The organism is Natronococcus pandeyae (assembly GCF_008122205.1).
GTDB classification, from domain to species: domain Archaea; phylum Halobacteriota; class Halobacteria; order Halobacteriales; family Natrialbaceae; genus Natronococcus; species Natronococcus pandeyae.
Genome location: NZ_PHNJ01000017.1, coordinates 1 through 26,599 on the forward strand (window position 1 = coordinate 1; position 26,599 = coordinate 26,599).

At 65.0% G+C, this 26,599-nt stretch carries 25 protein-coding genes; 13 read left to right on the plus strand and 12 right to left on the minus strand.

The genetic code is table 11. From position 1 onward, the window contains the following. Window positions 1-295 precede the first annotated feature (295 nt). Entirely contained in the window at window positions 296-1,120 is an 825-nt protein-coding gene (locus CV102_RS21625) for a class I SAM-dependent methyltransferase (protein ID WP_148860103.1), read from the plus strand. 185 nt (window positions 1,121-1,305) lie between these two features. Here the strand turns inward: CV102_RS21625 and CV102_RS21630 are convergent, their stop codons facing one another. After that, the gene (locus CV102_RS21630; protein ID WP_148860104.1) at window positions 1,306-1,848 is read right to left on the minus strand and encodes a winged helix-turn-helix domain-containing protein; all 543 of its coding nucleotides are present in this window, start codon (window positions 1,846-1,848) and stop codon (window positions 1,306-1,308) included. A gap of 131 nt (window positions 1,849-1,979) precedes the next feature. Here CV102_RS21630 and CV102_RS21635 point away from each other — a divergent pair, with 131 nt between their 5' ends. Further along, a complete protein-coding gene (locus CV102_RS21635) occupies window positions 1,980-4,256 on the plus strand; it encodes a heavy metal translocating P-type ATPase (RefSeq protein ID WP_148860105.1) in 2,277 nt (758 codons plus the stop codon). On the opposite strand, the gene CV102_RS21640 is transcribed toward CV102_RS21635, so the two are convergent. From CV102_RS21640 to nosZ, 9 genes are all read right to left on the minus strand, one after another. Further along, a complete protein-coding gene (locus CV102_RS21640; RefSeq protein ID WP_148860106.1) occupies window positions 4,253-4,459 on the minus strand; it encodes a heavy-metal-associated domain-containing protein in 207 nt (68 codons plus the stop codon). The genes CV102_RS21635 and CV102_RS21640 overlap by 4 nt on opposite strands. Before the next feature lie 188 nt (window positions 4,460-4,647). Then, window positions 4,648-5,472 (minus strand): ABC transporter permease, encoded by an 825-nt coding sequence (locus CV102_RS21645; RefSeq protein ID WP_148860107.1) that lies wholly within the window; start codon window positions 5,470-5,472, stop codon window positions 4,648-4,650. Next, window positions 5,469-6,140, minus strand: a complete 672-nt coding sequence (locus CV102_RS21650; RefSeq protein WP_148860108.1) for an ABC transporter ATP-binding protein — start codon at window positions 6,138-6,140, stop codon at window positions 5,469-5,471. Before CV102_RS21650 ends, CV102_RS21645 begins: the two co-directional genes overlap by 4 nt. A gap of 111 nt (window positions 6,141-6,251) precedes the next feature. Continuing rightward, window positions 6,252-6,836 carry a nitrous oxide reductase accessory protein NosL gene (locus CV102_RS21655; protein WP_148860109.1) on the minus strand — a complete coding sequence of 195 codons (585 nt, stop codon included), beginning with the start codon at window positions 6,834-6,836 and terminating at the stop codon, window positions 6,252-6,254. Then, window positions 6,833-7,744: an ABC transporter permease gene (locus CV102_RS21660; protein WP_148860110.1), complete on the minus strand. Its 912-nt coding sequence runs from the start codon at window positions 7,742-7,744 to the stop codon at window positions 6,833-6,835. The genes CV102_RS21655 and CV102_RS21660 overlap by 4 nt, the downstream gene beginning before the upstream one ends. Continuing rightward, on the minus strand, window positions 7,744-8,706 hold the full coding sequence (locus CV102_RS21665; protein WP_148860111.1) for an ABC transporter ATP-binding protein: 963 nt from the start codon (window positions 8,704-8,706) through the stop codon (window positions 7,744-7,746). The genes CV102_RS21660 and CV102_RS21665 overlap by 1 nt, the downstream gene beginning before the upstream one ends. Then, window positions 8,687-10,087, minus strand: coding sequence for a nitrous oxide reductase family maturation protein NosD (nosD, locus tag CV102_RS21670; RefSeq protein ID WP_148860112.1), 1,401 nt, complete (start codon window positions 10,085-10,087; stop codon window positions 8,687-8,689). Before nosD ends, CV102_RS21665 begins: the two co-directional genes overlap by 20 nt. Next, window positions 10,080-10,844: a hypothetical protein gene (locus tag CV102_RS21675; RefSeq protein ID WP_148860113.1), complete on the minus strand. Its 765-nt coding sequence runs from the start codon at window positions 10,842-10,844 to the stop codon at window positions 10,080-10,082. Before CV102_RS21675 ends, nosD begins: the two co-directional genes overlap by 8 nt. Window positions 10,845-10,872: 28 nt before the next feature. Continuing rightward, window positions 10,873-12,774 carry a TAT-dependent nitrous-oxide reductase gene (gene nosZ, locus CV102_RS21680; RefSeq protein WP_148860114.1) on the minus strand — a complete coding sequence of 634 codons (1,902 nt, stop codon included), beginning with the start codon at window positions 12,772-12,774 and terminating at the stop codon, window positions 10,873-10,875. 336 nt (window positions 12,775-13,110) lie between these two features. Between nosZ and CV102_RS21685 the strand changes: the two genes are divergently transcribed. The 8 genes from CV102_RS21685 (at window position 13,111) to mobB (ending at window position 22,267) form a co-directional block, all read left to right on the plus strand. Beyond that, a complete protein-coding gene (locus CV102_RS21685; protein WP_148860115.1) occupies window positions 13,111-13,443 on the plus strand; it encodes a cupin domain-containing protein in 333 nt (110 codons plus the stop codon). Between the two features lie 68 nt (window positions 13,444-13,511). After that, window positions 13,512-14,795 (plus strand): P-loop NTPase, encoded by a 1,284-nt coding sequence (locus CV102_RS21690; RefSeq protein WP_148860116.1) that lies wholly within the window; start codon window positions 13,512-13,514, stop codon window positions 14,793-14,795. Between the two features lie 265 nt (window positions 14,796-15,060). Then, window positions 15,061-18,579, plus strand: coding sequence for a molybdopterin-dependent oxidoreductase (locus CV102_RS21695; protein WP_148860117.1), 3,519 nt, complete (start codon window positions 15,061-15,063; stop codon window positions 18,577-18,579). A gap of 15 nt (window positions 18,580-18,594) precedes the next feature. Next, complete coding sequence (locus tag CV102_RS21700) at window positions 18,595-19,803, plus strand: 4Fe-4S dicluster domain-containing protein (protein WP_148860118.1); 1,209 nt, start codon at window positions 18,595-18,597, stop codon at window positions 19,801-19,803. A 2-nt stretch (window positions 19,804-19,805) separates the two neighbouring features. Then, window positions 19,806-20,594 (plus strand): TorD/DmsD family molecular chaperone, encoded by a 789-nt coding sequence (locus tag CV102_RS21705; RefSeq protein ID WP_148860119.1) that lies wholly within the window; start codon window positions 19,806-19,808, stop codon window positions 20,592-20,594. Between the two features lie 319 nt (window positions 20,595-20,913). Beyond that, window positions 20,914-21,159, plus strand: a complete 246-nt coding sequence (locus CV102_RS21710) for a DUF2061 domain-containing protein (protein ID WP_148860120.1) — start codon at window positions 20,914-20,916, stop codon at window positions 21,157-21,159. A 2-nt stretch (window positions 21,160-21,161) separates the two neighbouring features. Continuing rightward, a complete protein-coding gene (gene mobA, locus CV102_RS21715; protein WP_148860121.1) occupies window positions 21,162-21,785 on the plus strand; it encodes a molybdenum cofactor guanylyltransferase in 624 nt (207 codons plus the stop codon). After that, the gene (gene mobB, locus CV102_RS21720) at window positions 21,782-22,267 is read left to right on the plus strand and encodes a molybdopterin-guanine dinucleotide biosynthesis protein B (RefSeq protein ID WP_148860122.1); all 486 of its coding nucleotides are present in this window, start codon (window positions 21,782-21,784) and stop codon (window positions 22,265-22,267) included. Before mobA ends, mobB begins: the two co-directional genes overlap by 4 nt. A 46-nt stretch (window positions 22,268-22,313) precedes the next feature. Here the strand turns inward: mobB and CV102_RS27430 are convergent, their stop codons facing one another. Beyond that, complete coding sequence (locus CV102_RS27430; protein WP_148860123.1) at window positions 22,314-22,475, minus strand: DUF7560 family zinc ribbon protein; 162 nt, start codon at window positions 22,473-22,475, stop codon at window positions 22,314-22,316. 326 nt (window positions 22,476-22,801) lie between these two features. Here CV102_RS27430 and CV102_RS21730 point away from each other — a divergent pair, with 326 nt between their 5' ends. From CV102_RS21730 to CV102_RS21745, 3 genes are all read left to right on the plus strand, one after another. Further along, window positions 22,802-23,197: an ArsR/SmtB family transcription factor gene (locus tag CV102_RS21730; protein ID WP_148860124.1), complete on the plus strand. Its 396-nt coding sequence runs from the start codon at window positions 22,802-22,804 to the stop codon at window positions 23,195-23,197. 486 nt (window positions 23,198-23,683) lie between these two features. Then, window positions 23,684-24,751, plus strand: a complete 1,068-nt coding sequence (gap, locus tag CV102_RS21735; protein ID WP_148860125.1) for a type I glyceraldehyde-3-phosphate dehydrogenase — start codon at window positions 23,684-23,686, stop codon at window positions 24,749-24,751. 579 nt (window positions 24,752-25,330) lie between these two features. Further along, window positions 25,331-25,891: an HTH domain-containing protein gene (locus tag CV102_RS21745; RefSeq protein ID WP_148860126.1), complete on the plus strand. Its 561-nt coding sequence runs from the start codon at window positions 25,331-25,333 to the stop codon at window positions 25,889-25,891. Between the two features lie 152 nt (window positions 25,892-26,043). Here CV102_RS21745 and CV102_RS21750 read toward each other — a convergent pair whose 3' ends face one another. Then, entirely contained in the window at window positions 26,044-26,589 is a 546-nt protein-coding gene (locus CV102_RS21750; protein ID WP_306438865.1) for a universal stress protein, read from the minus strand. Between the last annotated feature and the right edge of the window lie 10 nt (window positions 26,590-26,599).

The window sequence follows — 26,599 nt, forward strand, 5'->3', positions numbered from 1 at the left end:
GCCATATGCGTCGCTTCCTCACTCAACTCCACATAATCCCGGTCGAGACGGCAACTGAGCGGCGTCTAAACATGGCCCACAGCGTGTAGTTGTCAGTTGCAGATATTGTTATCAGCTAGATGGTTGTTCTAGACCACGTGACACACAGCGACGTATCCGGAACTGTTATGCTATTTGATAGCGTGTATCATTCAGCGTCTTCTCTAGGGTCTCCATGGTCACGTGGGCGGATCACCGGGACGAGAAGATGTACCACGACTGGCGACCGAAGTCGCTCGCAAAGAAGGTAAGATAAATGAAAGAAACAGAGTATGCTGGCGTAACGAAGCGTCAGAAAGAGACGTGGGCAACTGGCGATTTCAACGAGATCGCCCGCCAGAACGTGGTCATGGCAGAGGCGCTCTGCGAGGCGGCTGATCCACATCCCGGACAACGCGTGCTGGACGTGGCCTGTGGCAGCGGAACAGCGGCCCTGGTTGCGGAACGACGGTACTGTGAGGTCACAGGCGTCGATTACGTACCAGGATTGATCGAACGTGCGAAGACGCGTGCACGGGCCAACGGGCAAGCCGTCGACTTCCACGTTGGCGATGCCCAAGAGATGCCGTTTCCCGACGACAGCTTCGATGTGGTGCTCTCGGTGTACGGAGTGCAGTTCGCACCCGATCAGGAGCAGGCGGCACGCGAGATGCTTCGAGTTTGCAGACCGGGAGGCAAAATCGGCCTGGCGGGTCCGATTCCCGAGGGGTGGAGCGGTGACTGGTTCGCTGCTCACGCCCAGTACGTCCCTCCGCCGCCCGGCGTACAGTCACCCCTTCGGTGGGGCACGAACGAGGGACTCGACGAACTCCTCGGCGCTGGCACTCGATCGATCGAAAGTGAACGACGGACGGCGCTCCAATACTACCGATCGATCGACCATGCAGTGGACGTGTTCAGCACCTACTTCGGCCCGACGATCCGTGCGTTAGAGACGAGTGATTCGGATGCAAAAGAGCGCCTTCGGAACGACCTCAGGGATGTATTCAGCCGCTACAACCGTGCGACGGATGGGACCGCGATCATCGAGAACCAGTATCTCCAGACCGTTGCAACCAGTGCGCAACGAGCCCGAAAATAGCGAGAAACTCGACACCGCATATCCACAGGCGAAATCTGCACTCGAGCGAGATCTCGCACCTCGACTGAGCCGCCCCTGTGGGCAGTTGAAATGAAACGGGTTAGAAGTCGACCTGAGCGAGCCTGTACCCGCGAGAGAGACCGAATCACAGTTCCGACAGAGAACGGATCAGCCGGTACGGAGAGTCAGCGCAACTCGTCGAATCCCTCACCCTCGCTCAGTTCGATGAACGCACGGTTGAGGAGTTCTCGAACGACGAACTCCTCGTAGTGTTGGGTCTCACAGTACTCGCACGGCTTCATCTCTCGAGCGACCGCCTCGATCTCGTCGCCGTGTGCTCGACGGAGCGTCTCGACCAGTGCAGCCGTTTCTTCGGTGGCCGTTTCCTGCGCCGGAGCGAGCGTCTCCTCGGCGTCGTCCGGGAGTTCGTACGAGAAGATCCGCGTATTCGACCGGTAGTACTTCCTCGTCCCGCCACCGGCGTCTTCCAGCCGTGCGATCTCGACCATGTCGGCGTCTCGCAGCACGTTCACGTGATGGCGAACCGTCGTTTCGGCCTTGTCTTCGCCGCGACGGTGGAGTTCCTCGGTGATCGCCTCGATCGTCATTTCGTCGTCGGCCAGCATGTCGAGAACCTTGGCTCGGACATCGTTCTCGAGCGCCTTCGCTTTCTCCGGATCGGTCGTAATTACGTCCCGGATCGGCACCTCGGATTCGAGCAACGTCATCGTGGACGGATGCTACGGATACGACGGTAGTAAGAGTGTCGTTAGCTGTTTGATACTGGTCTTACGATTGGAATACCGCTATAATATTCGTCGTAACGGTTTCCCGTCCGAAGGACGAAAGCGAGGACACGATGGCGAACACCCAGGCACAGTACAACGTCGGCGGAATGTCCTGCTCGTTCTGTGCGGAGAGCATCCGCAAGGCCTACGAGCGGACGGACGGCGTCGAAGACGTCGACGTGAGCCTCGCCCACGAAGAGGTGCTGGTGTCGTACGACGACGAACTCGTGGACGAGGTGCAGATCAAAGACACGCTTCGCGACCTCGGGTACACGATCCGCGATCCGGACAAACGAACGCGGTTCGAGGAGCAACGGGCCGAACTCGACGATGCGAAGCGTAAACTCGTTCTCAGCGGCGCGGCCTCGCTCGTCCTCGCCGGCCTGATGCTCTACATGATCGGCAGGTACCGAATGCTCGAGCACGACTCGCTCTGGTACGATCTCCCGACGCTCGCCCTCACGCTGGGAGTGATGTTCGGCCCCGGACGGTACATCAAAGAGAAGGCCTACCACAGCCTCCGCCGCGGCATCCTCAACCAGCACGTGTTGCTGGAAGCGGGCGCGTTCGCCGGACTGCTGGGCGGGGTGCTCGGACTGACGGTCTTCCCGCAGTTTCCGACCGTCCACTTCTTCGCCGTCTCCGTGTTCGTTACCGCGTACCACATCCTCTCGGAGTACACCAGCCTCGTCGTCCGGACGCGGGCCTCTCGATCCGTCCAGGAGTTGCTCGACCTCCGGCCCGAGACCGCACGACGTGTGACAGAAGATGGTGACGTCGAAGAGGTCCCCGTCGAGGAACTCGACGTGGGCGACCGCGTGCGGATCAAGCCCGGCGAGAGTATCCCCGTCGACGGGAGCGTCCTCGAGGGAACGTCGACCGTCGACGAATCGGTAGCGACTGGCGAATCCATCCCCCAAGAGAAGGGGTCCGGAGACGAGGTCATCGGCGGGAGCGTCAACGAAACCGGAACGCTGCTGCTCGAAGTGACCGCGACCGGGGAGGACGCCTTCCTGAACCAGGTCGCCCGCGAGATCGAGGAAGCGCGGGCGATGAAGCCCGGGATCGTGCAACTCGCCGACCGCGTACTCGAGTACTTCGTCCCCGGCGTGCTGGTGATCGCCCTCCTCTCGTTCCTGTTCTGGCTGGTCGCACCGATCGCGTGGGGCGGCGAGCCGACCGTCCAGCGAGGTGCGTTCGCCGCCCTCGCCGTCCTCGTCCTCGGCTATCCGTGCGCGCTGGGGATGGCGACCCCCCTCGCGTTGATCCGCGGCGGCGGCAAGGCCGCCAACCGCGGAATTCTGATGCGAAGCGGCGACGCCTTCCAGCTCTTCACGGACGTCGACCGCCTCGTCCTCGACAAGACCGGCACGATCACCGTCGGCGAGCCGGCGGTCTCGGCGGTCGTCGCGGTCACCGACCGGAGCGAGCAGGCGGTGCTGCGAACGGCAGCGAGTGCGGAGGCCTTCTCCGAACACCCGCTCGCCGACGCGATCCTCGATCGCGCCGAGGAGCGGGGCGTCGAGTACGACGATCCGGAGACGTTCGAGAGCGTGACCGGGAAGGGTGTCCGCGCCACGGTCGACGAGAGGGACGTCGCGGTAGGAAAGCCCGGCTGGCTGTCCGAAGAAGGGATCGACCTCACGAGCGCTGCCGGCGAAGTCGATCGGCTCCAGCGGCGCGGGCTCACGGTCTCGGGCGTCGTGCGTGATGGCGAGGTGATCGGCCTGATCGGTATCGGCGACGAGATCAAAGCAGATGCCACAGCAACCGTCCGGCGGGCGACGGACGCCGGAATCGAACCCGTAATGATCACCGGAGACAACGAACGCACCGCGAAAGCGGTCGCCGACGAGGTGGGAATCGACCGCGTGATGGCCGGCGTGTTACCCGACGAGAAACGCGCCGAAATCGGCCGGCTGCAGGAAGCCGGCCACAGAGTTGCGATGGTCGGCGACGGGATCAACGACGCGCCCGCGTTGACGCAATCCGACGTCGGCGTCGCTATCGGCGCCGGAACGGACATCGCGATCGAGTCGGCGGACGTCGTGTTGATGGGCGAGCGACTCGGCGGCGTGATGGACGCCCACGAAATCGGAACGGAGAGTTATCGAAAGACGCGTCAGAACCTCCTGGCGGCGTTCTCGTTCAACGGGATCGGCGTCGCCGTCGCCACGACGGGCCTCGTCCACCCGATCTGGGCGATGATCGCGATGGTGCTCTCCGTCTCCGCCGTCCTCGCCAACAGCTTCGCCGGGCAACTCCTCTCGGGGGAGGGCGTCAGTACGGACTTCACCGTCCAGGAGCAGGACGTGGAGTCGCGGATCGAGGAAGCGCCGTTGGATTAGGCGGTAGCCTCGTACCCCGCGTCGCGGATCGCCGCGGCGAGCTCGTCGTCGGCGACGTCCTCTCCGGCGACGACTTCGACCGTGTCGGTCTCGTGGTCGGCTTCGACCCGAGTCACGTCCTCTAGCGCTCTAAGAGCACTCGTGACGTGCCGCTCGCAGCCGTCGCACGACATCCCCGTGACGGTGAGCGTCTTGCGTTCCATATTCGGAATGTAGCTGCCGAAAAGCAAGACTGTTGTGTCGAGACCCGATCACGATCCCTGCGAAATCTTCGGCTTCCCAGTCGATCTACCCCTCGAGAGGAGAGCCGATAGCCACCGTTAGCGGTACGAGTTGTATCGGCCTCGAAGTGATACTCAGAGTATAATTCCGCGAAAATATCATCTACCAGTTACGTCTCTATCGCGTCAAGAACGCTATCGTCCAACTGTTTCGCGTCGGTGAACACGCGGCGACTGATCAGCATCGTATTCACCACGACGGTCAGCCCGCCGGCGGCGAAGATCATGAGCATGATCACGAACTGGTACTGGGCCGCGTAGATCGGGTTCGCTCCGGCGATGATCATCCCCGCCATCAGCCCCGGAATCTGGACGATCCCCAGACTCTTGATACTGTCGAGGATCGGGATAATCGACGCGTAGACGCTGGTCGACACGTACTGATTGATCGCCCGGTCGGGCGAGCCGCCGACGCTCAGCATCGCCTCGATCTCCGGCCGGTTCGCCGCCAGTTCGCCCGTGAATCGATCCAGCACCAGCGAGTTCGTCTTCATCGCGTTCGCGATGATCATACTGCCGATGACGATGAGATCGCGCATCGTCGTCTCGATGGCCCCTGCAACCGTCATCATCACGATCACGAGCCCCGCACCGAATCCGATGGAAAGCACGGAGGTGCGAAAGACGCCGGGGATCGCGTCACCGCGTTTGTGCGAGATCCACCCCGCGACGCAGATCATGAACGCGAGGACGACCGTCGCCCACGCGAGGTGTGCTGCCAGCAACACGCCGATCACTGCGCCGGCCGCGACGACCTGCACCAGTCCCCGACCGGACGTGGTGAGGACCTCGCGCTCGAAGTCGAGTTCGCGGGCGTACACGACGCCCAGTACGATCGCAGCGAGCACGGTCGCCGTGAGGATCTGGACGAATCCGGTGATCACGACGGGATCGGTCGCCTGTTCGACGAACGTGTCGATCGTCGCTTCGGTCATCCGATCACGTCCGCCGGCGTCCCTTCCGCGGCGACGCGTCCGTCCACGAACTCGACGATGCGATCACCGAGCCGTTTCGCCTGCGCCGTGTCGTGCGTGACGAGCACGCAGGTCAGATCGTCCTCGCGAATCAGTTCGGCGAGCAGGTCCTCGATCTGGGCTTCAGTCGTCGTATCGAGGTGCGCGGTCGGCTCGTCGAGGAGCAACACCTCGGGGTCGACGTAGAGCGTCCGGGCGATGGACACGCGCTGTCGTTCCCCGCCCGAAAGGTCGTCGACGGCGCGGTCTTCGTACCCCTCGAGTCCCATCCGCTCGAGCAGCGCCGCAACGCGCTCCTCATCGACGGGTTCGTCGCGGACGCGCGCCCCGAGCGCGACGTTTTCCGCGACGGTGCCGCGGCTGAGGGCCGCGTCCTGCGGGATCAGCCCGATCCGCCGGCGTAATTCCTGGGGATCGATCTCCCGGTAGTCGGTGCCGTCGAGAAACACCGTACCGTCGGTCGGTTCGTCCAGCCGATTGAGGAGCCGGAGGAACGAGGACTTCCCCGATCCGGAGGGGCCGATGATCGCGACGACGTCGGACGTCGGAACGCGTAGCGAGACCGCGTCGACGATCCGATCGCCGTCGACGACCCGCGTGAGAGACTCCGCTTCGAGTTTCGGGACCATCGTGGTGGAGTACGTCGGCGCTCGGCCAAAAGCAACCGCTTTCGAACGAAATCGGGCGCTTATCGATCGGGTACTCCCGTTCGAGGGCAGTCACGTCGCGACCGACGGGATTCAGGCGTGTTCCGTAGACGAGAGTTCGTCCCACGCCCGGAGTTCGCCGCCGTGCTCCTCGACGAACGCTGTCGCGTCGTCTCGCCGCGAGAACGGGAAGAAATCCGCACCCATGGCGCCCTCGACGTCGCTGCCGACGACGTAGGAGAGGTCCGTCGCGTCGGCGAACGCGTCCGCCCCGACGTGACTCGAGATGTACGTCGTCCCGTCTCGCTCCTCGAGCCGGTAGTCGACGCTCGAGTAGTCGGTGACGAACGCCTCGCGGAGTTCCCACCCGCGGTCGAGACGCTCCTCGTGGGAGGCGACGAGTTCGACGAGACTGTCGAACCGGGCCGGGCCGTCGCGGTCGTCGGGGTTGCCGTCGGCGTAAAAGAGCTGGCCGGCGGGGCCGTAGTGGTCCTCGATCACCATTCCGCAGACGTCGCACGTCGCCCCGTCCGAGAGATCGATCGGGTCGGCCGGCTCCTCGGCGGCGTCGTCGTCCTCGAGACAGCCGGCTAGACCGACCGCGACGCCCGCGCCGATGGCGGCGAGGACGCGACGCCGGAGACACCGTCGATCGTGGGCGCAGCGCGAACTGGTCATAGTCGTCGTCTCCGTATCGCGAACGCAGCGAGCGCGATCGGAACGACGATCCAGGCCACCAGCGCCCCGACGAGGACCCCCGTCGAGAGGCCGGACTCGGCAAGCACTGTAGCGAATCCGGCGTCGCCGGCGGCCCCCAGCGCGCCGAGGACGAGCGCGCGGAAGATGCCGGTCGGGTTCGCGAGCAGCATGGCCGAGACGGCGCCCGCCGAGAGGTCGAACGCCGCGACGAGGCCGAGGCCGAGCAGGTCGTGGACGAGGACGAACCACGCCCAGACGAGCAGCGAAATCCCGAGCGCGTGGGTCTTCTCGCGGGCCAGCGTCGACACGAGGACGCCGACCGCGAGGAAGACGAGCCCGAGGCCGACGCTCGCGAGCAGAAACGTCACGTAGGCGTCGAATCCGGCGAGTCCGAACTCCCACAGCAGGAAGCCGCCGGCGATCCCGAACCCGACGACCGTCGCGCTCGCGAGCACGACCGCTCGCCCGAGCGCCGTCCCGACGACGATCCAGGCCCGCTCGACCGGCAGGGCGAACAGCGCGTGGAGCCAGCCGTTCTCCTCGCGGCCGACGACGGCGTCGTACCCGAACGCGAGCGCGACCAGCGGGACGAGGTAGACGGCGAGCACCGCGAGACTCGCAACGGTCCGCTCGAAGCCCTCGGGGCCGACGCTCGAGCCGCTGAACGTCGTTAGCCCGAGCGCGAACGCGGCGAAGATGGCGGTGAGCGCGACGGCCCACCGCCCCCGGACCGCGAGCCGGTACTCCGTCTCGGCGACGACGAGCAGCTGGCGGTACCAGATCCCGGAATCGCTCGCCCGGGACAGCTCGGCGTCCGTAGCCGACGCGTAGCCACCGTCCGGTTTCGGGGTCTGCTCGTCGGTCGCGGTCCGCTTGCGGTCGGTCATCACGTACTCACCTCCGTTGCGCCGGCGATCTCGTCGGGCGAATTCTCCGGCTCGCTCTCCTCCCGCTCGAGCGCCTCGTGGAACGCCGCCTCGAGCCCGGGTTCCCGGACCTCGAAGCGATCGACGAGGTCGGACTCGAACGCGGCGCAGAGCTCGAGCGCAGCGTCGCGCTCGCAGGCGACCGCGATCTCGCCGGCCGTCTCCGTCACGTCGCCGTACCGCTGAGCGGTCTCGAGGAGCCTCGTGCGGTCGCGGTCTGCCGACGGACGGACGGCCACGGTGACGCGCCCGTCGCCCGCCGTCCGCAACTCGTCGACGGAGCCGACCGCGCGGAGTTCCCCGTCCTCGAGGATAGCGACCGAGTCGCAGAGCCGTTCTACCTCCCCCAGGACGTGCGAAGAGAGGACGACTGTCGCGTCCGTCTCGCGGTCGATCCGTTCGATGATCCGGTGGAAAGTTGCGACGCCGCGCGGATCCAGCCCCGCCGTCGGCTCGTCGAGGACGAGCACGGGCGGTTCGGCGAGCAGCGCCGACGCGAGGCCGAGGCGTCGTCCCATTCCGTTCGAGTAGCCGGAGACGGCGCGGTCGGCCGCGTCGGTCAGCCCGACCGTCTCGAGGGCGTCGTCGATGCGCTCCTCGCGGGCTGCGATCCCGCGGATGCGGGCGTGGACCGAGAGGACCTCTCGGCCGGTCATCGCCGGCGGGAAGCCGGCGTGTTCGGGCAGGAACGCGACGCGCTCGCGGACGCGGTGGCCCGCTCGCTCGACGTCGACCCCGCCGACTTCGATCCGCCCCGAGTCCGGTCTGTCGTGCCCCACGAGGAGCTCGAAGAGGGTCGTCTTTCCCGCGCCGTTCGTCCCGAGGACGCCGAACGTCGATCCGGACGGGATCTCGAACGATGGCCCGTCCAGGGCGACGACGTCGCCGTAGCGTTTGTGGACGTCAGTTATCGTGATCTTCATAGTACTCCCTCCATTCGTCGTGGGCTGGTTCGGCGAGCGGTCGGTGGTCGACGACGCCGGGCGATTCGATGACGGGGAACGAGCTCTCGGCCATCCGGACGGCGTCGAACGCCGGGCTCTCCGCGAAGACGGCCGCCTGCGGGCGGTCGTGAACGACCGCCTCGACGGCGCCCGCGGGCTGGTGGCGGGTTTCGCTGGTGCCGTCGCCGTCGAGGTCGATCGCGCGGGCGTCGGACCAGTAGTTGCCCCGCTCGGAGTCGTTCCAGGTGATCTGTGCGGTCGTCGGCGCGTAGGCGGACTGATCGTTCGCGACGAAGCTGTTACCGACGACCAGTTCGTCGGAGCTGCCGGCCGTGAACTGGACCCCGACCTCGTTCTCGAGGATCAGATTGTCCGTGAGTTCGTTGCCGTGGGCGTTGTAGACGTAGAACCCGTTCCCGTTGGCGACGACGGCGTTGTCGCGGATCTCGCTGCGGTCGACGTCCTTGACGAGGATGCCCTGGCCGCTCGGCCCGTCGTTGTTCACCGCGACGTTGTCGACGATAGTCAAGTTCTGCGAGACCATCAGCGCGAAGCCGACGTCGTTGTCGAAAGCGACGTTCCCCTCGAGGCGGTTGTCGTCGGAGTACATGTAGTGGACGCCGTACCGGAGGTCCCACATCACGTTGCCCGTGGCGTCGACGCCCTCGGACCACGAGAAGTAGATCCCGTCGCGAACCGTCGTAATCTCGTTGTCCCGCAGTTCGGCCCCGTCGGCGCGGTCGAGGTGGATCCCGTTGCCCCGTTCGGACTGGGAGACCTCTTCGCGGCCGACGATCGTCGCACTCTCGACGGTGACGTCCTCGGCCTCGCCGATCCAGACGCCGTAGGTGGTGTCGGTGATCCGGACGTCCGCGAGGGTCGATCCGGAACCGTTGACGAGGACGCCGGCGTCCTCGTTACCGCGGTCGTGTCCCGACTCGCGGATCCACAGCTCCTCGAGCGTCACGTTCTCGGCCGCGACGTGCACGACGGTCCCCTCGCCACCCCCGTCGATCAGCGCGCCCTCACCGGCCGCCTCGAGCGCGAGATCGGCCGTCTCGACCGTGACGTGCTCTTCGAACTGGCCCTCGAGGACGACGGTATCGCCCGGCTCGGCGGCGTCGACGGCTGCCTGGACGGAGTCGAACTCCTCGCCGTCGACCGTCGCGACGCCGGGTTCGGCCGGCGGTTCCGCGTCGTGCGGATCCGCGACGTCGGGCGTCCAGCCCTCGACGGTCGCCTCGCGGTCGTCGGAGCCGTCGCTCGCTGCGACGGCAGCCGCCGCGAGCGAGACGACGAGCACTGCCACGGCGGCGACGACGAACCACGTTTCGCGGTCGACCCCCGCGCGGTCAGTCATCGCGGCTCACCTCCGCGTCGGGGTCGTCCGCGGCCGGCCGGGGCCCGTCGCTCCGATCGCGTCGGGTTCGGATCCACGTCCGGGTCCGCTCGAGGCGGTCCGAGACGATCGCCGGCACGTCGCCAACGGTCGCCGTCGAGTCCCGGAATGCGTAGGCCGCGACCAGCAGCGTGATCGCGACCAGCGCGAGGTAGCCGCCGGGACCGAACCAGGCGAGGCCGCTGATGTTGGCGATCTCGTAGGTGCCGAGCAGCGGCGGCGTAAACCCGTCGATGCCGCGCATCGGCGCGTCGGGATCGAGCGCGTGGCCGGCCTGGTAGAGCCGGTACTGGATCAGCGCGAACATCGTGACGAACACCGCCATCGTGCCGACCAGCTGGCAGGTCAGCCCGAGCTTCAGCTTGCGGACCGTCGGCGCGAGCGCGACGAAGACGCCGGCCGCGGCGACGGCGACGAACGCGAGCGGCCCGATCGACCACTCGGGTACCTCGATCGCCTTCGGGTGGACATCGTAGTTGGGATCGAGGTAGACCGGATCCGGATAGTAGAACCCGACGTACCGGTTGAGACCCTGCGTTTCGGCGACGTCGCCCTCGAGACGGGGGTAGGCGTACAGTTCGACGAACAGTCCGTCGGGGTACTGGGGTGCCTCGAGCGTGATCCGCCACATCGGGAGCGCGATCGCGACGAGCAACAGCGCCGCCGCTGCGAGCGGGAGCGCGCGACGGAGTTCGGTAAGTTTGTTGAGTTTTGACATGGCGGATGGGTGGGGTAGGGGTGTGTGGTCAGTCGGCCGGTTCGACCAGCAGCCGCGAGCGCATCTCGAGGTGGAGCGCGCTACAGAAGTACGCGCAGTACATCCAGTAGACGCCGGGCTGGTCGGCGGTGAACGTCACCTCGCGGGTCTCTTGCGGCGCGACCTTCACGTTGACGTCGTGCTGGGGGATCGCCAGCGAGTGGAGGATGTCCTCCTCCTGTTCGATGTTCGTGGTCCGAATCGTCACCTCGTCGCCCTCCTGGACGGTGATGTCCTCGAAGCCGAAGTGGTTGCGCTGGTTGTACATCTCGACGTGGACCTGATCGCCGTCGCGGTCGATGAAGTTCTCGTCGTCGTCGGGCGAGATGAAGTCCAGTTCGAGGTCGTCGGGGTCGTACACCGACGCGGGATCGAGCCGGTCGGCCCGGACGATCGACGCGTCGTGGGGTTCGGGGTACGCCGGCGTGTCCTTGACCAGTTCCATCCCGGCGTCGTCGTCGCCGATGTAGAACAGCTGGTCGTTCTCGGGGAAGACCGGTCCCACCGGGAGGAACCGGTCCTTCGAGAGCTTGTTGAGCACGATCAGCCAGTCTCCCTGCGGATTTCCGGTGTACGATTCGGCGGCGATCAGGTGGCCAGGGCTGTAGTGGACGTCGTGTTTCTCGATCACCGGGTCTTCGGAGCCCATCTCGGCGTCGACCGCGGCCTCGATGTCCCACTTGACGACCTGGGAGTCGACGAACAGCGTCGTGTAGGCGTGACCGCGGTCGTCGTAGGCTGTGTGCAGCGGGCCGTTGCCGACGTTGACGCGGCCGACGACGGCGTCGTTCGGATCGTCGGCCTCGTCGAGGCGGTCGATCTCGATAACCGTACAGGTCGGGTCGAGCTTTCCGGAGGCGATCGCGTACTGGCCGTCCGGGGTGACGCTCACGCCGTGGGGGTTCGTCGGCACGTCGATGTACCGGACGAGCGGCTCGCCGCCGTCGTTGAGCGGGCTGTCTTCGGTCCCGTCGACGACCGGAACGCCGTTTATCTCCTCGTACTCCCCGGCGTCGACGGCTTCCTCGATGGCTGGGACGTTGAACGCGACCACGTAGTCGGTGTCGGCCGACGTCATCTCCTGCTCGGTCACGCCCTCCTCGGTGTTGTAACTCGTCGTAAAGAACCACTTCCCATCCTTGCCGGAGTCGCCGTTGTCGAGGTTGCAGTCGACTCTGACGTCCCACTGGTGGTCGAACGACTCGGCTTCGATCGCCGACAGCACCGAACCGTACTCCTCGGGATCGTCGAGGTCCCGACCGTCGTTGGGGATCGGCACGCGGAGTTCGCCGACGCCGAAGACGAGCCGGGTGTCGGGCATCAGCGCGCAGGCGCCGTGGGTCCCTTGCTGGTTCGGCAGGTCGACGATCGCGTCCGTCTCGAAGTACGTCAGGTCGATCCGGGCCATCCGGCCGTTGGCCTTGTCGTTGACGAACATCCACTCGCCGTCGTAGGTGTTGTCGGTCTGGCTCGGCCGCGGGTGGTGGGTGTCCCCCCACGTGTAGCCGCCGGCCTCCTCGAGCATCGCCCGCGTCTCGTCGTCGTGGCCGTACCCGCGCGCGCTCTCGATGTTGAACACGGGAATGCGCATGAGCTGGCGCATCGACGGCACGCCGTAGACGCGAATGTCGCCGGAGTGGCCGCCCGACAGGAACGCGTAGTAGTCGTCGTGCTCGCCGGGCGGGACCTCGGTGTCGACGTCGGCCGCCGACTGCCTGTCGTCGTCGCTCAACAACCCCGTACAGCCCGCGAGCGCACTCATCGTGCCGGCCGCAGCGCCCGCTTTCATGAAATCGCGTCGTGGGATCCGCGCGAAGAGGGGATCCCGGTCGTCTGCCGTAGCTATCTCGGTCGGTCGGTCGCCGGATTCGGATGCGTGTGTATCTGTCATCGTCCTGGATCGGACAGGTCGCCGTTCAGTTCGGGTACTGCACCGTTTTCAGCACCGTCTCATTACAGATGATACTGGGAGGGACGCGACGTTAGGGCTGTTTCACATTCCCACCTGCCAGTAAAGCACGGGAACAGGTTCGGCCGAAACGTTACCTTCGATGACACGGTAGTTCTGTATCCACGAACGGACGATCCCCGTCTAGTACTGCCGGAGAAAGGTGATGTCTATGGAACCGCGGGCTGCCAGTTTTTCGTCTCCGTCCGACGATCCGAGGGCGCAGTCGAACTCCTTCGGGTCAATCCCCTTCTGTCCCTACCGAGAACGACGAATGAGATGGCCACTAACGACGACCACTCCGTGACGGAGACCGAACGCGCGACCCTCGAGGAACTAGAGGGATCATCACGCGTACAAGTGTTCGACGGGGAGCCCCGGACGATCAAACTCGCCCTCGACGCAGGAGAGCGCATCCCACCGCACCAGCACCCCGATCGACAGATCGTTCTGCATCTCCTCGAGGGGCGACTGCGGCTTACGGTCGGTGACGACGACCACGAGGTCGAAGCGGGCGAACTCGTCAGGTTCGACGGGGACCAGGAGATATCGCCGGAAGCGCTCGAGGAAAGTACCGCAGTGTTGGTCCTCGCGAAGCGCAGCGAAGAGTGACGACCCCGTGTTCCCACGCGTTGGGAACAGCCGCTGGGTGAAATACCGACCGCGCTGAACTACCGGCCATGAGCGCGGAGACACCACGTTCCGACGACGAGATCAAACGCGCGGTGATCGACCGGACGCGAGAGGTACAGATTCCCGGCGGCGACCCGGTCAGCGAACAGTTGCTCGAGGAGGTACGGGTCGAGGACGGAGTCGTGACGTTCACGATCGTCTTCGACCGACTCGATCAGCGGCTGAGCGAGCGCGTCACCGATCAGTTGCGAGGTGCCGGGCTCGCGACGGAAGGCGTCGAGCACGTCCGGCTCGAGGCCGCGAACGCCGAGGCACCGGAAACCGGGCTACCGGTCACCGGGGTCGACTCGCTGATCGCCGTCGGGAGCGCGAAAGGCGGCGTCGGCAAGACGCTCGTCACGGCTTCGCTCGCCCGGGCGCTCGACGAGGCTGGCCTCGACGTGGCCGTCTTCGACGCGAACGTCTACGCCCCCGACGTCCCGGATCTGCTCGGGGCGGAGGGGCCGGTCCAGCAGACGCCCTCGGGCCGGCCGGAGCCCGTCGAGGTCGACGGCATCGAGGTCGTGAGCCTGGAACTGATCGCCGAGGACGGGCCGGTCGCCTGGCGCGGGGCGATGGTCCACGACGTCCTCAAGGACCTGCTCGGGAACGCGACGTGGACCGACCGGGACGTCCTCCTCGTCGATCTCCCGCCGGGGATCGGCGACGCCGTCTACACCATCGTCGAGCAGGCGCCACTCGACGGCGCATTGCTGGTCAGCACGCCGACCGACGCGGGTGCGCGGGCGACGGAGCGGACCGGCGCGCTGTTCACCGCGAACGACGTCGAGACGCTCGGTGTCGTGCCGAACATGGCCGCACCCGAGGAGGGCAGCGGGCCGTTCGGTGACGACGGCCGGTCCCTCGAGGAGCAGGTGAACGAGGAGGCCACCGCGTCGATCGACCCGATCCCGTTCGATCCGGCGCTCCGGGAGCCGACGGCGTGTTCGTTCGCCGACCCGACGACGCCGGGCGAGGCGGCGATCGCCGCGCTCGGAGAGACCGTGGCGTCGTTCGTCGCGGAGCAAGATGGGTCCCAGGCGCCCGACGACGCGGTCGACCTGCGCGGGCTCCCGCCCGAGACGGGCCGCCGACAGGCGATCACCGAACTCGGGGTCGCCGACGAGCTCTCGGCGCTCCTTCGACACGACCCCGAGAAATTGGTTTCGGTCGTCGGAGACGCCCTCGAGTCGGACGGCCAACGGCTCGTCCGGGCGGACGTCGACGATCTCGGCCGCGACGGATGGCTCGTCGAACTCGAGTGCGAGCGCGCGGCGGAGCCGGCCGTCTGAGACGGCGGCTTTTCTCGATTCGCAGCGAGTGCATCACACGCTGGTGTCTCCAATTTTCCGACCCGATATAAATTCCCCCTATACCGTGGTTTCAGCGCCTGAGATACCCAGCGGCTGGGAACAGCCTCGTTCGGTTAAACGATAGCCGTCCCACAATCGACGTGTATGGAACACGGACGACCGACATCCGAACGGCGAAACCCGAGACTACGTACGGCCGTATCGTCCGCTCGACCCTCCATGGCTGCCCCCGTGGGGTGGGATCATGAGTGACAGCGAGGCGAGTGACAGCGAGGCGGAGTTCGAACTGACCCGCCGCGAGCTCGGTGCCGCGGCTGCCGGCCTCGCTGGTGCATCCGGACTCGGGCTCCTCGGCTACCGTCGGCTGACGGGAAGCGCCGAGGCCGACGACGCGATGAACCCGCTCGAGGAGTATCCGAATCGCGACTGGGAGGACCACTACCGCGACGTGTGGGAGCCCGACTCCTCCTACATGCTCACCTGTACGCCCAACGACACGCACAACTGCTACCTCGAGGCCAGCGTAAAAAACGGGCAGGTGACGCGGCTGGGTCCCTCGATGAACTACGGCGAGGCGACCGACCTCGACGGTAACCAGGCAACCAGTCGCTGGGACCCGCGCGTCTGTAACAAGGGCCTCGCGATGATCGAGCGCTTCTACAGCGAGCGTCGCGTAAAAGCGCCGATGGTCCGCGAGGGCTTCATGGAGTGGTACGACGAGGGCTTCCCCCGTGACGAGGACGGCTCGATGCCCGAGGAGTACGCCAACCGCGGGGAAGACGACTGGATCGAGGTCGACCACGAGGAGGCCTACGAGATCGCCGCCGAAACGTTCCTCGAGGTCGCCCAGCAGTACAGCGGCCAGAGCGGTATGGACGCGTTGCTCGAACAGGGCTACGACGAAGCAGTCGTCGAGCAGACCCAGGGTGCTGGCGTCCGCTCGATGAAGTTCCGCGGCGGGATGCCGCTTCTGGGCCCGATCAAACTGTTCGGCCAGTATCGCAACGCCAACTCGATGGCACTGCTGGACAACTACGTCCGTGACACGGGCGAGGACGACGCACTCGGCGCTGTCGGACTGGACAACTACTCGTTCCACACCGACCTCCCGCCGGGTCACCCGATGGTCACCGGCCAGCAGACGGTCGACTTCGACCTGGCAAACGTCGAGTATGCCGACCACGTGATCCTCTGTGGGATCAACTACCTGACGACGAAGATGGCCGACTGTCACTGGCTGACCGAGGCCCGTCTCAAAGGCACCAAGGTCACTGGTATCTTCACCGACTACAACGCGACGGCCTCGAAGTGTGACGAACTCGTCACGGTCCGGCCGGCGACCGACTCCGCACTCTTCCTCGGGGCTGCCCGGATCCTGATGGAAGAAGAACTCTACGACGAGGAGTTCGTCCGGAAGTACACGGACCTCCCGATGCTGGTCCGGCTAGACGAGGGCGAATTCCTCCGTGCGAGCGACGTCATCGAGGACCACGAACTCGGCGAACTCGAAAAGACGGCGACCGTCGCCGACGAGAGCGATCGGCCCGGCGTCGACGTCACGAACATCGACGAGCAGTTCATCACCGAGGAGATGCGCGAAGCGTGGGGTGACTTCGTCGTTCGGGACGACGAGACTGGCCAACTCGAGGCCGTCACGCGCGAGGAGGTCGGCGACGAATTCGACGTCGCCGCAACGCTCGAGGGGACGTTCGAGGTCGAACTCGCTAACGGTGAGACCGTCGAGGTCCGTCCGGTGTTCGATCTGATCCAGGAACACCTCATCGAGACGTGGGACACCGAATCGACCGCGGAGGTGACGGGGACGGCTCCCGAGGCCGTCGAGAATCTCGCCCACGACCTCGCCGACAACCAGGAGGAGACGCTCATCCTGACCGGGATGGGGCCGAACCACTACACGAACCAGGACAACAAGGACCGGGCCGCCTTCCTGGTCGCGTCGCTTACCCAGAACGTCGGAAGTTTCAGCGGGAACATCGGCAGCTACGCGGGCAACTACCGGGCGGCGTACTTCAACGGCGTCTGGCAGTACACCCAGGAAAACCCCTTCGACCCCGAACTGGATCCCGACGAGGACGCCGAGGTCGACGGGCGGTTCGACATGCAGTCGGCTCACTGGTACGCCAACCTCGACGAACCGCTGAGGGTCGAGGGCGAGTATTTCCAGGGCGACTCCCACATGCACACGCCGACGAAGTCGGTGTGGCTGTCGGGGTCGAACTCCTTCCTCGGCAACGCGAAGGGCGCCTACAAGATCATCGAGCAGATGCTCCGGAACGGCCGGATGGAGGCGTTCTTCGTCAACGAGTGGTGGTGGACGATGACCTGCGAGTACGCGGACATCGTCTTCCCGGCGGATTCGTGGGCCGAGCACAACGTCCACGACATCACGGCCTCCGTGACGAACCCGTTCATCGTCACGATGCCCGAGACGGGAATCGACCGGATCTACAACACCCGCAACGACGCCCAGCACTACAAGGGCGTCGCCGAAAAGCTCGCCGAGGTCACCGGCGACGACCGCTTCGAGGAGTACTGGCAGTTCATCGACGAGGACGAGTACAAGGCCAAGCCGTACCTCCAGCGGATCCTCGATCACTCGAACATGGCAAAGGGGTACGACATCGAGGAGTTGCTCGACGACGCCGAGGACGGCACCCCGGCGCTGATCATGTCCCGGACGTACCCCAAGTACGTCGGAAGCCGGCAGATCCAGGAGGACGAGCCGTGGTACACGAAGACCGGCCGGATGGAGTTCTTCCGGGAGGAAGAGGAGTTCGCGCAGGCGGGTGAGAACATCCCGCTGCACCGCGAGCCGATGGACTCGACGCCGTACGAGCCAAACGTCATCGTCGACGACAGCGACAGCCCGGTGATCGACCCCGACACTCCCGAGGACCTGGGCTGGAGCGACGACGGTGTCGGTGACACGAAAGCCCGACAGGTCCGGAACATGATCCGGACACCTGCCGAGTTACTCGACACCAACCACCCGCTGACCGAACTCGGCGAGGGGTACGATTACATCTACATGACGCCGAAGTACCGTCACGGCGCACACACGTTCTCGAACTCCCTGCCGAACATCGCGGTCTGGTGGGGACCCTACGGCGACATGGAGCGCAACGACGAGCGGATGCCGTTCTTCGGCGAGGGATACGTCGAGATGAACCCCGAGGACGCGAGATCCGAAGGATTCTCCGACGGAGATTACGTGTGGGTCGACGCCGATCCACAGGATCGTCCCTACCCCGAGTACGATCCGGACGACGAGGAAGGCGAGTACACCCGCGCGATGATGCGGGTCCGATACCAGCCCGGTCTCCCCAGCGGCGTCACCCGAAGCTGGATGAACCTGAACCAGACCTCCCACAAGAGCTACGAAGCGCAGGAGGAACGCGAGGACGGGATGGCCAAAGCCGAGGACACCGACTACGTGTCGCTGTACCGCAGCGGCGGCCACCAGTCGGCCACGACGTCGTTCTTCCGGCCGACCCGGCTGACGGACAACATGCCCCGGAAGGACATGGCCGGACAGAACATCGACCTCGGGTTCGGAGCCGACGTCCACTGTGCCAACGGCGCACCCAAGGAGGCGTTCGTCAAGATCGAGAAGGCCGAAGACGGCGGCACGGACGGCGAAGGAGAGTGGGAGCCCGTCGATAAGGGCATTCGACCGACCAACGAAGACGAAACGATGGACGAGTACCTGAGCGGCAACTTCGTGAGCACATCGGACGACTAACGAGAGTGAATTACAATGGCTGAAGTATACAACTGGCAGATCGGACGCGAGATGGAGTACCCCTACGGCGAGTCCCGACCGGAGAAACAGTGGGGGGCCGTCTTCGACATCAACAAGTGTATCGCATGCCAGACATGTACGCTGTCGTGCAAGACGACCTGGACCCACGGCGAGGGCCAGGAGCACATGTTCTGGAACAACGTCGAGACCAAACCCTACGGCTCCCACCCCATCGGCTGGGACAAGGAGATCCTCGACCGACTCGGCGTCCAGGAGTGGGGGAAAGAAGACGGCGAGTACGTCTACCAGGGCGACACCATCTTCGAGGCCAACGACGTCGACTGGGACGAGATGGCGCCCGACGACGATCCGGAGAACATGCACGGGCAGGACATCGAGGGCTACCACCCCGACAGCGAGGACTGGGCCCACCCCAACCTCGGCGAGGACGAGCCGGCAGGTGAGGACTTCGAAGCCGACACCCACATCCCGGAAGACGAAGAGACCCACCCGATGTGGTTCTTCTACCTGCCCCGGGTGTGCAACCACTGCACGTTCGCGGGCTGTGCCGGCGGCTGTCCGGTCCAGGCGGTCTACAAGCGCCAGGAGGACGGCATCGTTCTGATCGACGAGGAGAACTGCGAGGCGTTCCAGGAGTGCGTGCGAGCCTGTCCGTACGGCAAATCCGTCTTCAACCCGGAAGAGAACATCTCACAGAAGTGTGTGGGCTGCTACCCGAAGGTCGAGGAAGGGCTGGTCCCGCAGTGTTTCGAGAACTGCCTCGGGAAGATCCGCCAGCACGGCTGGGTCAACCCACCCGAAGAGGCCGACTCCTCGAACCCGATCGACTACCTGGTCCACGACGCCGAGGTCGCGCTCCCGCTGTACCCCCAGCTCGGCCTCGAGCCCAACGTCTACTACATCCCGCCGATCAACGTCCCCGACGACTACCTCGTACAGATGTTCGGTCCCCGGGTCACGGAGGCCAAAGAGACCTACCAGGCCGCCCGCCGCGGCGACGAGGAGTACCGCAAACTGCGCGGACTCCTCCACCTGATGGGGTCGACCGAGTGGCGCGTCGAGGAGTTCGAAGTGACCGAGGAGGAAGCGATCGGCTACGACGAGGACGGGTCGACGGTCGCCCGCGTCCCGATGGAAGAACCGCAGTACGAACGCGAGCGCTTCGACGAAGAGAACGACGCCTACCGCCTCGACATCACGTAACCATGACCGCAACCCAACACGTTCACCGCGCACGACTGTACAAGCTCGCCTCGCTGGCGTTCGACCGCCCGGACGAGGCCCTCGAGGAGGCGCTGCTCTCGGGAGCCTTCGACGAGCAACTGCTCGAGTCGGCCGCGGCACTCGGCAACGACGAACTCCACGAACACGCAGCGGCGGTCGTCGAGGAGAGTCCGACCGACTCGGACGCCATCGACGAACTCTACTCGAACTGGGCCGCTCTGTTCGGCTTCGAGGGGGGTGGCGATATCGACCAGTACCAGATCGAGTACAGTCCGGGGACGCTCGTCACGAGCACGGACGTGCTGGCGGACATCGCCGGCTTCTACAAAGCGTTCGATCTGTCGATGGACGAAGGTAACCACGAGCGCGTCGACCACCTCTGTATCCAACTCGAGTTCGTCTCGCATCTGGCCCTGCAGACGGCCTATCTCGAGGAGAGCGGCGACGAAACCGGTGTCGAAGTCGTCACCAACGCCCAGGGTGACTTCCTCGAGGACCACCTCGGTCGCTGGACCGGTCGGTACCGAGAGACGATCGAGGATGAGACCGACGTCGCGTTCTATCAGGCACTCGCCGCGCTGGTCGATACGCTCGTCGACGACGACGTCGACCGGTTCGACGTCGAGCCCAAGGAGTTCAAGGAGACACCACCGTCGCCGCTCGAGGGGCTCCACGACGATGACGGCGACTTCCGGTGTGGGACCTGTGGGTCGACGCCGTCCCCGTCGACCGGAGAGATGCCGATGGGTGATCGGGACGGACCCTACTGAGCGCCCCTCACCCCTCCCAGCCCGGTCTGCCTCGAGGACGACCGGCCCGACGAACCGCTCGATCGTCGGATCGTCGAACGCGATCGATCGTCGACCGGACCCGTCGCTCGCCCGGCTCGTGGCCGGCGAATTCCCGACGCGCGGGACCGTCCATCGGCTGCGTTACTGGCACCAGTTCAACGACCGAATAGAGACAGTGGCGTACCGATGACCGAACTTCGCTACCGAAGAAATCGATGGTGCCCGCGACCTCGTTAGCGAGCAGTTCGCACCACACGCCCGACCACCGGCATACTCTCCAACAATGACTGAACGACGTATGGTATCGACGACACTGACCGCGATCGTCTCCCGGTCCGCGATGCAGGCACACTCGCGAACGCTGGTGAAGACGCTCACCTACCGGGTGCTGATGCTGCTCGTCACGATCTCCGTGGCGTTTTTCGTCACCGGTAGCGCCGGGGACGCGATCAATATCGGCATCGCAGCGAACCTCCTGAAGACGGGAACGTACTACGGCTACGAACGGCTGTGGGCGCACGTCTCGTGGGGGGTGGAGGAGTAACGATGACGACCGGAATCGTCCTCGCGGGCGGTCGATCTCGGCGGTTCGGCACGCAGGACAAACTCACGGCAACCGTCGACGGTCGCCCGCTGATCCACCACGCTGCGAGCGGGTTCCCGACGGCGGTCGACGACCTCGTCGTCGCCTGTCGGACCGAACAGATCCCGAGGCTCGAGAGCGCGCTCGACGGGATTTCCCGTCCGATCGCATTCGTCCCCGATCGCGTTCCGGACCGCGGCCCGCTCGGCGGGCTCGCGTCGGCGCTGGACGCGACCACCAGCCGCTGCTGCGTCGTCGTCGCGGGAGACATGCCGCTCGTGACGGACGACTTCCTCGAGGTGCTCTGCTCGAATCACGAAGACCACGAGACGGAGTGCACCGTTCCCGTCACGAACGAGGGGCGGCTGCAGCCGCTCTGTGCGGCGTATCGCCGACAGCCGGCGAGTGGGGCCGTCGAATCCGCTCTCGAGGCGGGTGAGCCGTCCGTCTCGGCGGTTCTCGAGCGGCTCGAGGTAGAGACGATCCGGATCCCGGTGGCGACGGATCATCCGGAGCCGTTGACCAACGTCAACACCCCTGACGACCTTCGGCGAATCGCGGACCACGCGTCCGGTGAGAGCAAATGAACGTCCTTGGAATCGTCGGGCACAGCGATTCCGGGAAGACGACGCTCCTCGAGCGGCTGATTCCCGCGTTCGGCGCCCACGGACGCGTCGCGACCGTCAAGTCGATCCACCACGACATCGAGGTCGACACGCCCGGAACGGACACGCACCGACACGCGACCGCGGGAGCGGACACCGTCGTCGGAATAACGCCCTCACGAACGTTCGAGATTTCGCGCCAGGGGAAAGGAGACGACGAGTCGGCGGGAGAGCTCCCTGCACTCCGCCGCCAACTGCGGCGGTTCGAGCGCCGCGGCTACGACCTCGTGCTCGTCGAAGGATTCCGCCAGGCGCGATGCCCGAAGATCGTCGTCGGTGAGACCGTTCCCGACGGGACGGCGCCACAGATCATCGCCCACGTCGACGGGCCCGACGCGATCGATCCCGACGCGTTCGCCGCATCGTTCGGCGCGGCGGCGAAAACGGTCTCGTCCGCCGACTGATTCGGTTCGAACAATCTCGTTTCTGCGGATAAGATGGTATCGGAGACTACTGTGGCAGGTGAGACCGCTGCGACCGTGGCGCAAAGTCCGTCATCGAGACTGCCGAAGCGCAGACGGGACAGCCGTACGAAAGCACGGCGTCGCGTATCGCTTCGTCGACGTCGATCTGTTGGCTACACCCGGAACACGTGAACTGGAAGTGGGTCATGGTACTGTCGGTGGCTGGTGGTTGGTCGGAGCAGGGAGCAGGGACGCCGCGGATCGGAACGGGTGGCGTCTCGCGCCTGCGCGGTACGTCTGCCGCTCGTTACGTCTAGATGGATTCGAGCGCCCGAAGGTCTACGGCCCCGATATCCGGGGAGAGTTATAGTCGGGGTGGAGCGCACTCGAGTCGCCGTCCAGTCGAACGGCGATCCACCCACCTCGCGGTCGGCCCTTCGTCTGGCACCGCGGCGGTCGATACGGCCGGAGTATATAAACTACCCAGTATATTTTGGGTCCTAATTGGTGCCCGTCGACGCCAAAGTACGGAGTATGTCGAACACGTCTGTGACGCTGTCAGCCCGCGACGATTCCCCGACCGCTCGGCCGGCCCGATCCGACCGACAGACCGCCGATCCGCAAGCGATTCTCGCGGCGCTCGACGACGCCGACTGTCGGGACATCCTCGAGGAGACGGCGGACGAATCGTTGACCGCGTCCGAGCTCTCCGACCGGTGTGACGTTCCGCTGTCGACGCTGTACCGGAAGCTCGAGTTGCTAGCCGAGGCCGGACTCGTCGAGGAGCGGATCCAGATTCGGAAGAACGGGAAGCACACGAGCGAGTATCGGCAGGATTTCGACGACATCACCCTCTCCGTCACTGACGAGAGCCAGGTGGCCGTGAGCGTTTCACAGCTACAGACGGAGCGAACGATAGCCACCCGGTAAGTCGAAACGAGCGCTGCAAGACAGCCCGGTCTCGTTCGGAATCGAGCCGCTCGAGAAGCGTAGCGTTTCTCCGCGTCGAGGTCGGGAGTCGTGGCGCAGTTTCGAGCCGCCTGAAACTGGAGGCCGCGCTTGGGGACATCACGTCTCTCGACGAGTTCGAGACGGACCTGGAGTACGAACCGTCGGCGAAGGGCCGAGAGGCGATCACACTCCTCTCGGATCACCTCGACGAGATGGCCGAAGACAGCGTCCTCTGTACCCCGACGGTCGGCGCCTGTCCCAACCCCGTCGTCGAAGATCTCGCGGGAACGGTCGGGGTCGGCGACGTCGTCTCGGCTTCACGCTCGCCGTTGCTACCGGCCACGACGGTCAGCGATCGGTCGAACAGCGATTCGTTTTCGGCGACACATCCGTCATACGGAAACGATCCGGCTAGCCGACGGGTCCGGGCTAAGAACTTTATCAATGGCAGTGGCCCGCCTACCTATGAGCCACCGAACACACGACAGCACAGCAACGGATCCAGTTCGGATCGGCCTCAACGGCTTCGGACGGATTGGACGGAACGTCCTTCGAGCGTCCCTCGAAGACGACCACGTCGAAATCGTCGCCATCAACGATGTGATGGACGACGACGACATGGCGTATCTGCTTCGGTACGACTCCGTCCACGGCCACCTTGAAGACGTCTCCCGCGACGGTGACACTCTCGTCGTCGAGGGCCAGGAGATTCACCTCTACACCGAACGTGACCCCACGGCGCTGCCGTGGGACGAGTACGATGTCGACGTCGCCTTCGAGGCGACCGGCCTCTTTCGGACGCACGACGAGGCTAGCCAGCACCTCGAGGCCGGGGCCGACAAAGTGATCATCTCGGCGCCGCCGAAAGGCGAGAAACCGGTCCCGATGTTCGTCTATGGGGTCAATCACGAGACGTACGACGGTGCGGACGTCGTCTCAAACGCCTCCTGTACCACGAACTCGGTCGCGCCGGTCGCCCAGGTGCTCGACGAGGAGTTCGGCATCGAGACCGGCCTGCTGACGACCGTCCACGCCTACACGGGGAGCCAGAATTTGGTCGACGGGCCCAGCAGCAAGCGGCGACGCGGCCGTGCCGCCGCCGCGAACATCGTTCCGACGACGACGGGTGCCGCGATCGCCACTACGGAAATTCTTCCCGAACTCGATGGGAAACTCGACGGGATGGCAATGCGCGTCCCCGTCTTGAACGGTTCGATCACCGACCTCACCGTCGATCTCGAAGCCGACGTGACGAAAGACGACCTCGCCGATGCCGTCCGCGAGGCGGCCGACGGCGACCTTGCGGGAATCCTCGGCTACACCGACGAGGAAATTGTCTCCCAGGATATCGTCGGGTTGCCGTACTCCGCGTACGTCGACCTCGAGGGATCGATGGTGCTGGAGGACGGTCTCGTGAAGGTGCTGGTCTGGTACGACAACGAATACGGGTTCTCGGCGCAGATGTTATCGCTGGCGACGCATGTCGCCGCCGAAACAGGGCTCATCGATGCCGAGACGTCGGCGGTTCGATAACGGGACCGAAAACACGCCGGCGATCGAACTCGAGCGATACTGCCACGGCTGTCCGATCGCCGTCGCTCTATCCGGATTCATCGTTCTCGCGAATCGGTACGGCTACGGTCCGAGAGGAAGGTTCCAATCGGCCAATCGCTGGCTGTACTACTAGTCATACCCTGGCCCCTTACAGTACGCCACCACACGTTGTTCTGCGTTCGAGAGTGGTCTACTATCCGCTCCCGAAGAGATGGCGGCGGAGCCGTTCGTCGAGAAGCGGTCCGAGTTCGTTATCGCTCCAGATAGGTGCATCCCACCGGTCGACCGCTCTCGCGTGGTGTATGTGGACAGTATTCATTCAATCTTTATATTACCAGCCGGTGGCGCTTTCGTTGATGGCTACAACTCAACAGCGACCAGCAGTGCCAGACGGGTTCGGATCACCACAGACGAAACTCGTCTACTTGGCCCTCCGTACGACAGAAGCGTCGACGGTGAGCGAACTCCAACAGTTGCTGGGGTTGTCGAAACTCACGCTCCTTCCGATACTCTCGTCGCTCGTCGAGAACGATCTCGCTCGGCGTACGGAGGGAGGCTATGTCAGTCGATAACGTTGCTGGCGTCCCGGCCGTCGACGTCAGTTTCTCGGACGACGTCCGCGTCGACTGTTACGTCCGGACGTCCCTCCCGGGCGCGCTCGTCGAGACGGTCAGCGACGTCGTCCGGCGTCTGGAGCGAATTTGCGAACACGGCCCGCTCACCGAGTGTCGAATCTCGCAATGGCCGCGCGAACACCACACGACCGTCGCAGACGACGAGCACAGTCCGGCGCGAGACGAGCTCGTAACCGAGTTCGAGCGATGGGCGGATCGACGCGGATACACGCTCGAGCCGGCGTTTCGTCGAGAAGAGACCCCACCGCCGCCGCTCAGTATCGGCTCCGACGAACCGGAAGAACGGATTCGGGTCCCGATCCTGGCGCTCGCGCTCTACGAGAACGATCATGAGATGGAGCACGGAACGCTGCGTGGAGTGATCCCGTGCACGAAACGTTCAGCCACGGGCGAACAACGAACGTACTCCGTCGACGAGTGGCTTTCCGCGGTCGAAACGAGAGACGAAAGCGGATTCGATCGGACGCCCAACGTAGTCAAGTAACGTAACGGTCCGCCGACGCGGTTCCTAGATCTACTTACCGGGGCCAGTGGTCCGGGGATGTGGACAGCGTACGACCGCCGGAGCGGCGTCCTCGAGGAGCTATCGATCGTTCGGCGGGTACGGGGTGGGCCGGACGAGAAATTCGAGTCGCGTTAGGGTTCGTCGATTCCACGGTACGATCCATCTTCCAGCCGAACCTCGGGAATCGACGGCGGCGCGTAGTACCGGACGATGTGGACGTCGTACGTCGCGTTTTCGGCGACGCCGCCGGCGACGCTGGTTATCGGTTCGGCGATCTCGCCGACGTTGTCCGTCCCGAGGAAGACGACGGACGGGCGGATCTCCTCGGCGGTCTGTTTGATCCGGTTCGCGATCGCCGCAGGCGTTCGATCGTCGATTTGCTCGTGCCGGAACGTCGCTCCGGGTGCGATATCGTCCACTCCCTCTCGAAGCTTTGCAGCGACGTACGGGACGCTGAACGGTTCGTCTTCTCGAGTCTCGTACCAGCCGACGTCGATCGCGTACCCCTCGTGGTCCGGAACGACGGTCAGGGCGATCACGTCCTCCTCGAGCGCCTCGCCGTACTCGGAGGCCCGCATCAGTGCAGCTTCCGCCAGGTAGGTCCCGTCGAAGGGAACGAGAAACGCCATTTCGTCGGAGTCTTTGCTTCCGCTGGTGAACAATCTTTGGGGCGTCATCAATAAGAAC

What these genes read in the sequence shown, in the direction of transcription:
- CV102_RS21635 (WP_148860105.1), top strand. Translation starts at nt 1,980, where the DNA reads ATGGCGAACACCCAGGCACAGTACAACGTCGGCGGAATGTCCTGCTCG.
- CV102_RS21625 (WP_148860103.1), top strand. Translation starts at nt 296, where the DNA reads ATGAAAGAAACAGAGTATGCTGGCGTAACGAAGCGTCAGAAAGAGACG.
- CV102_RS27430 (WP_148860123.1), bottom strand. Translation starts at nt 22,475, where the DNA reads ATGACCCACTTCCAGTTCACGTGTTCCGGGTGTAGCCAACAGATCGAC.
- CV102_RS21645 (WP_148860107.1), bottom strand. Translation starts at nt 5,472, where the DNA reads ATGACCGAAGCGACGATCGACACGTTCGTCGAACAGGCGACCGATCCC.
- CV102_RS21660 (WP_148860110.1), bottom strand. Translation starts at nt 7,744, where the DNA reads ATGACCGACCGCAAGCGGACCGCGACCGACGAGCAGACCCCGAAACCG.
- mobA (WP_148860121.1), top strand. Translation starts at nt 21,162, where the DNA reads ATGACGACCGGAATCGTCCTCGCGGGCGGTCGATCTCGGCGGTTCGGC.
- nosZ (WP_148860114.1), bottom strand. Translation starts at nt 12,774, where the DNA reads ATGACAGATACACACGCATCCGAATCCGGCGACCGACCGACCGAGATA.
- CV102_RS21730 (WP_148860124.1), top strand. Translation starts at nt 22,802, where the DNA reads ATGTCGAACACGTCTGTGACGCTGTCAGCCCGCGACGATTCCCCGACC.
- CV102_RS21705 (WP_148860119.1), top strand. Translation starts at nt 19,806, where the DNA reads ATGACCGCAACCCAACACGTTCACCGCGCACGACTGTACAAGCTCGCC.
- CV102_RS21640 (WP_148860106.1), bottom strand. Translation starts at nt 4,459, where the DNA reads ATGGAACGCAAGACGCTCACCGTCACGGGGATGTCGTGCGACGGCTGC.
- CV102_RS21675 (WP_148860113.1), bottom strand. Translation starts at nt 10,844, where the DNA reads ATGTCAAAACTCAACAAACTTACCGAACTCCGTCGCGCGCTCCCGCTC.
- mobB (WP_148860122.1), top strand. Translation starts at nt 21,782, where the DNA reads ATGAACGTCCTTGGAATCGTCGGGCACAGCGATTCCGGGAAGACGACG.
- CV102_RS21630 (WP_148860104.1), bottom strand. Translation starts at nt 1,848, where the DNA reads ATGACGTTGCTCGAATCCGAGGTGCCGATCCGGGACGTAATTACGACC.
- CV102_RS21700 (WP_148860118.1), top strand. Translation starts at nt 18,595, where the DNA reads ATGGCTGAAGTATACAACTGGCAGATCGGACGCGAGATGGAGTACCCC.
- CV102_RS21695 (WP_148860117.1), top strand. Translation starts at nt 15,061, where the DNA reads ATGAGTGACAGCGAGGCGAGTGACAGCGAGGCGGAGTTCGAACTGACC.
- CV102_RS21655 (WP_148860109.1), bottom strand. Translation starts at nt 6,836, where the DNA reads ATGACCAGTTCGCGCTGCGCCCACGATCGACGGTGTCTCCGGCGTCGC.
- CV102_RS21690 (WP_148860116.1), top strand. Translation starts at nt 13,512, where the DNA reads ATGAGCGCGGAGACACCACGTTCCGACGACGAGATCAAACGCGCGGTG.
- CV102_RS21745 (WP_148860126.1), top strand. Translation starts at nt 25,331, where the DNA reads ATGTCAGTCGATAACGTTGCTGGCGTCCCGGCCGTCGACGTCAGTTTC.
- CV102_RS21685 (WP_148860115.1), top strand. Translation starts at nt 13,111, where the DNA reads ATGGCCACTAACGACGACCACTCCGTGACGGAGACCGAACGCGCGACC.
- CV102_RS21650 (WP_148860108.1), bottom strand. Translation starts at nt 6,140, where the DNA reads ATGGTCCCGAAACTCGAAGCGGAGTCTCTCACGCGGGTCGTCGACGGC.
- gap (WP_148860125.1), top strand. Translation starts at nt 23,684, where the DNA reads ATGAGCCACCGAACACACGACAGCACAGCAACGGATCCAGTTCGGATC.
- CV102_RS21750 (WP_306438865.1), bottom strand. Translation starts at nt 26,589, where the DNA reads ATGACGCCCCAAAGATTGTTCACCAGCGGAAGCAAAGACTCCGACGAA.
- CV102_RS21710 (WP_148860120.1), top strand. Translation starts at nt 20,914, where the DNA reads ATGGTATCGACGACACTGACCGCGATCGTCTCCCGGTCCGCGATGCAG.
- nosD (WP_148860112.1), bottom strand. Translation starts at nt 10,087, where the DNA reads ATGACTGACCGCGCGGGGGTCGACCGCGAAACGTGGTTCGTCGTCGCC.
- CV102_RS21665 (WP_148860111.1), bottom strand. Translation starts at nt 8,706, where the DNA reads ATGAAGATCACGATAACTGACGTCCACAAACGCTACGGCGACGTCGTC.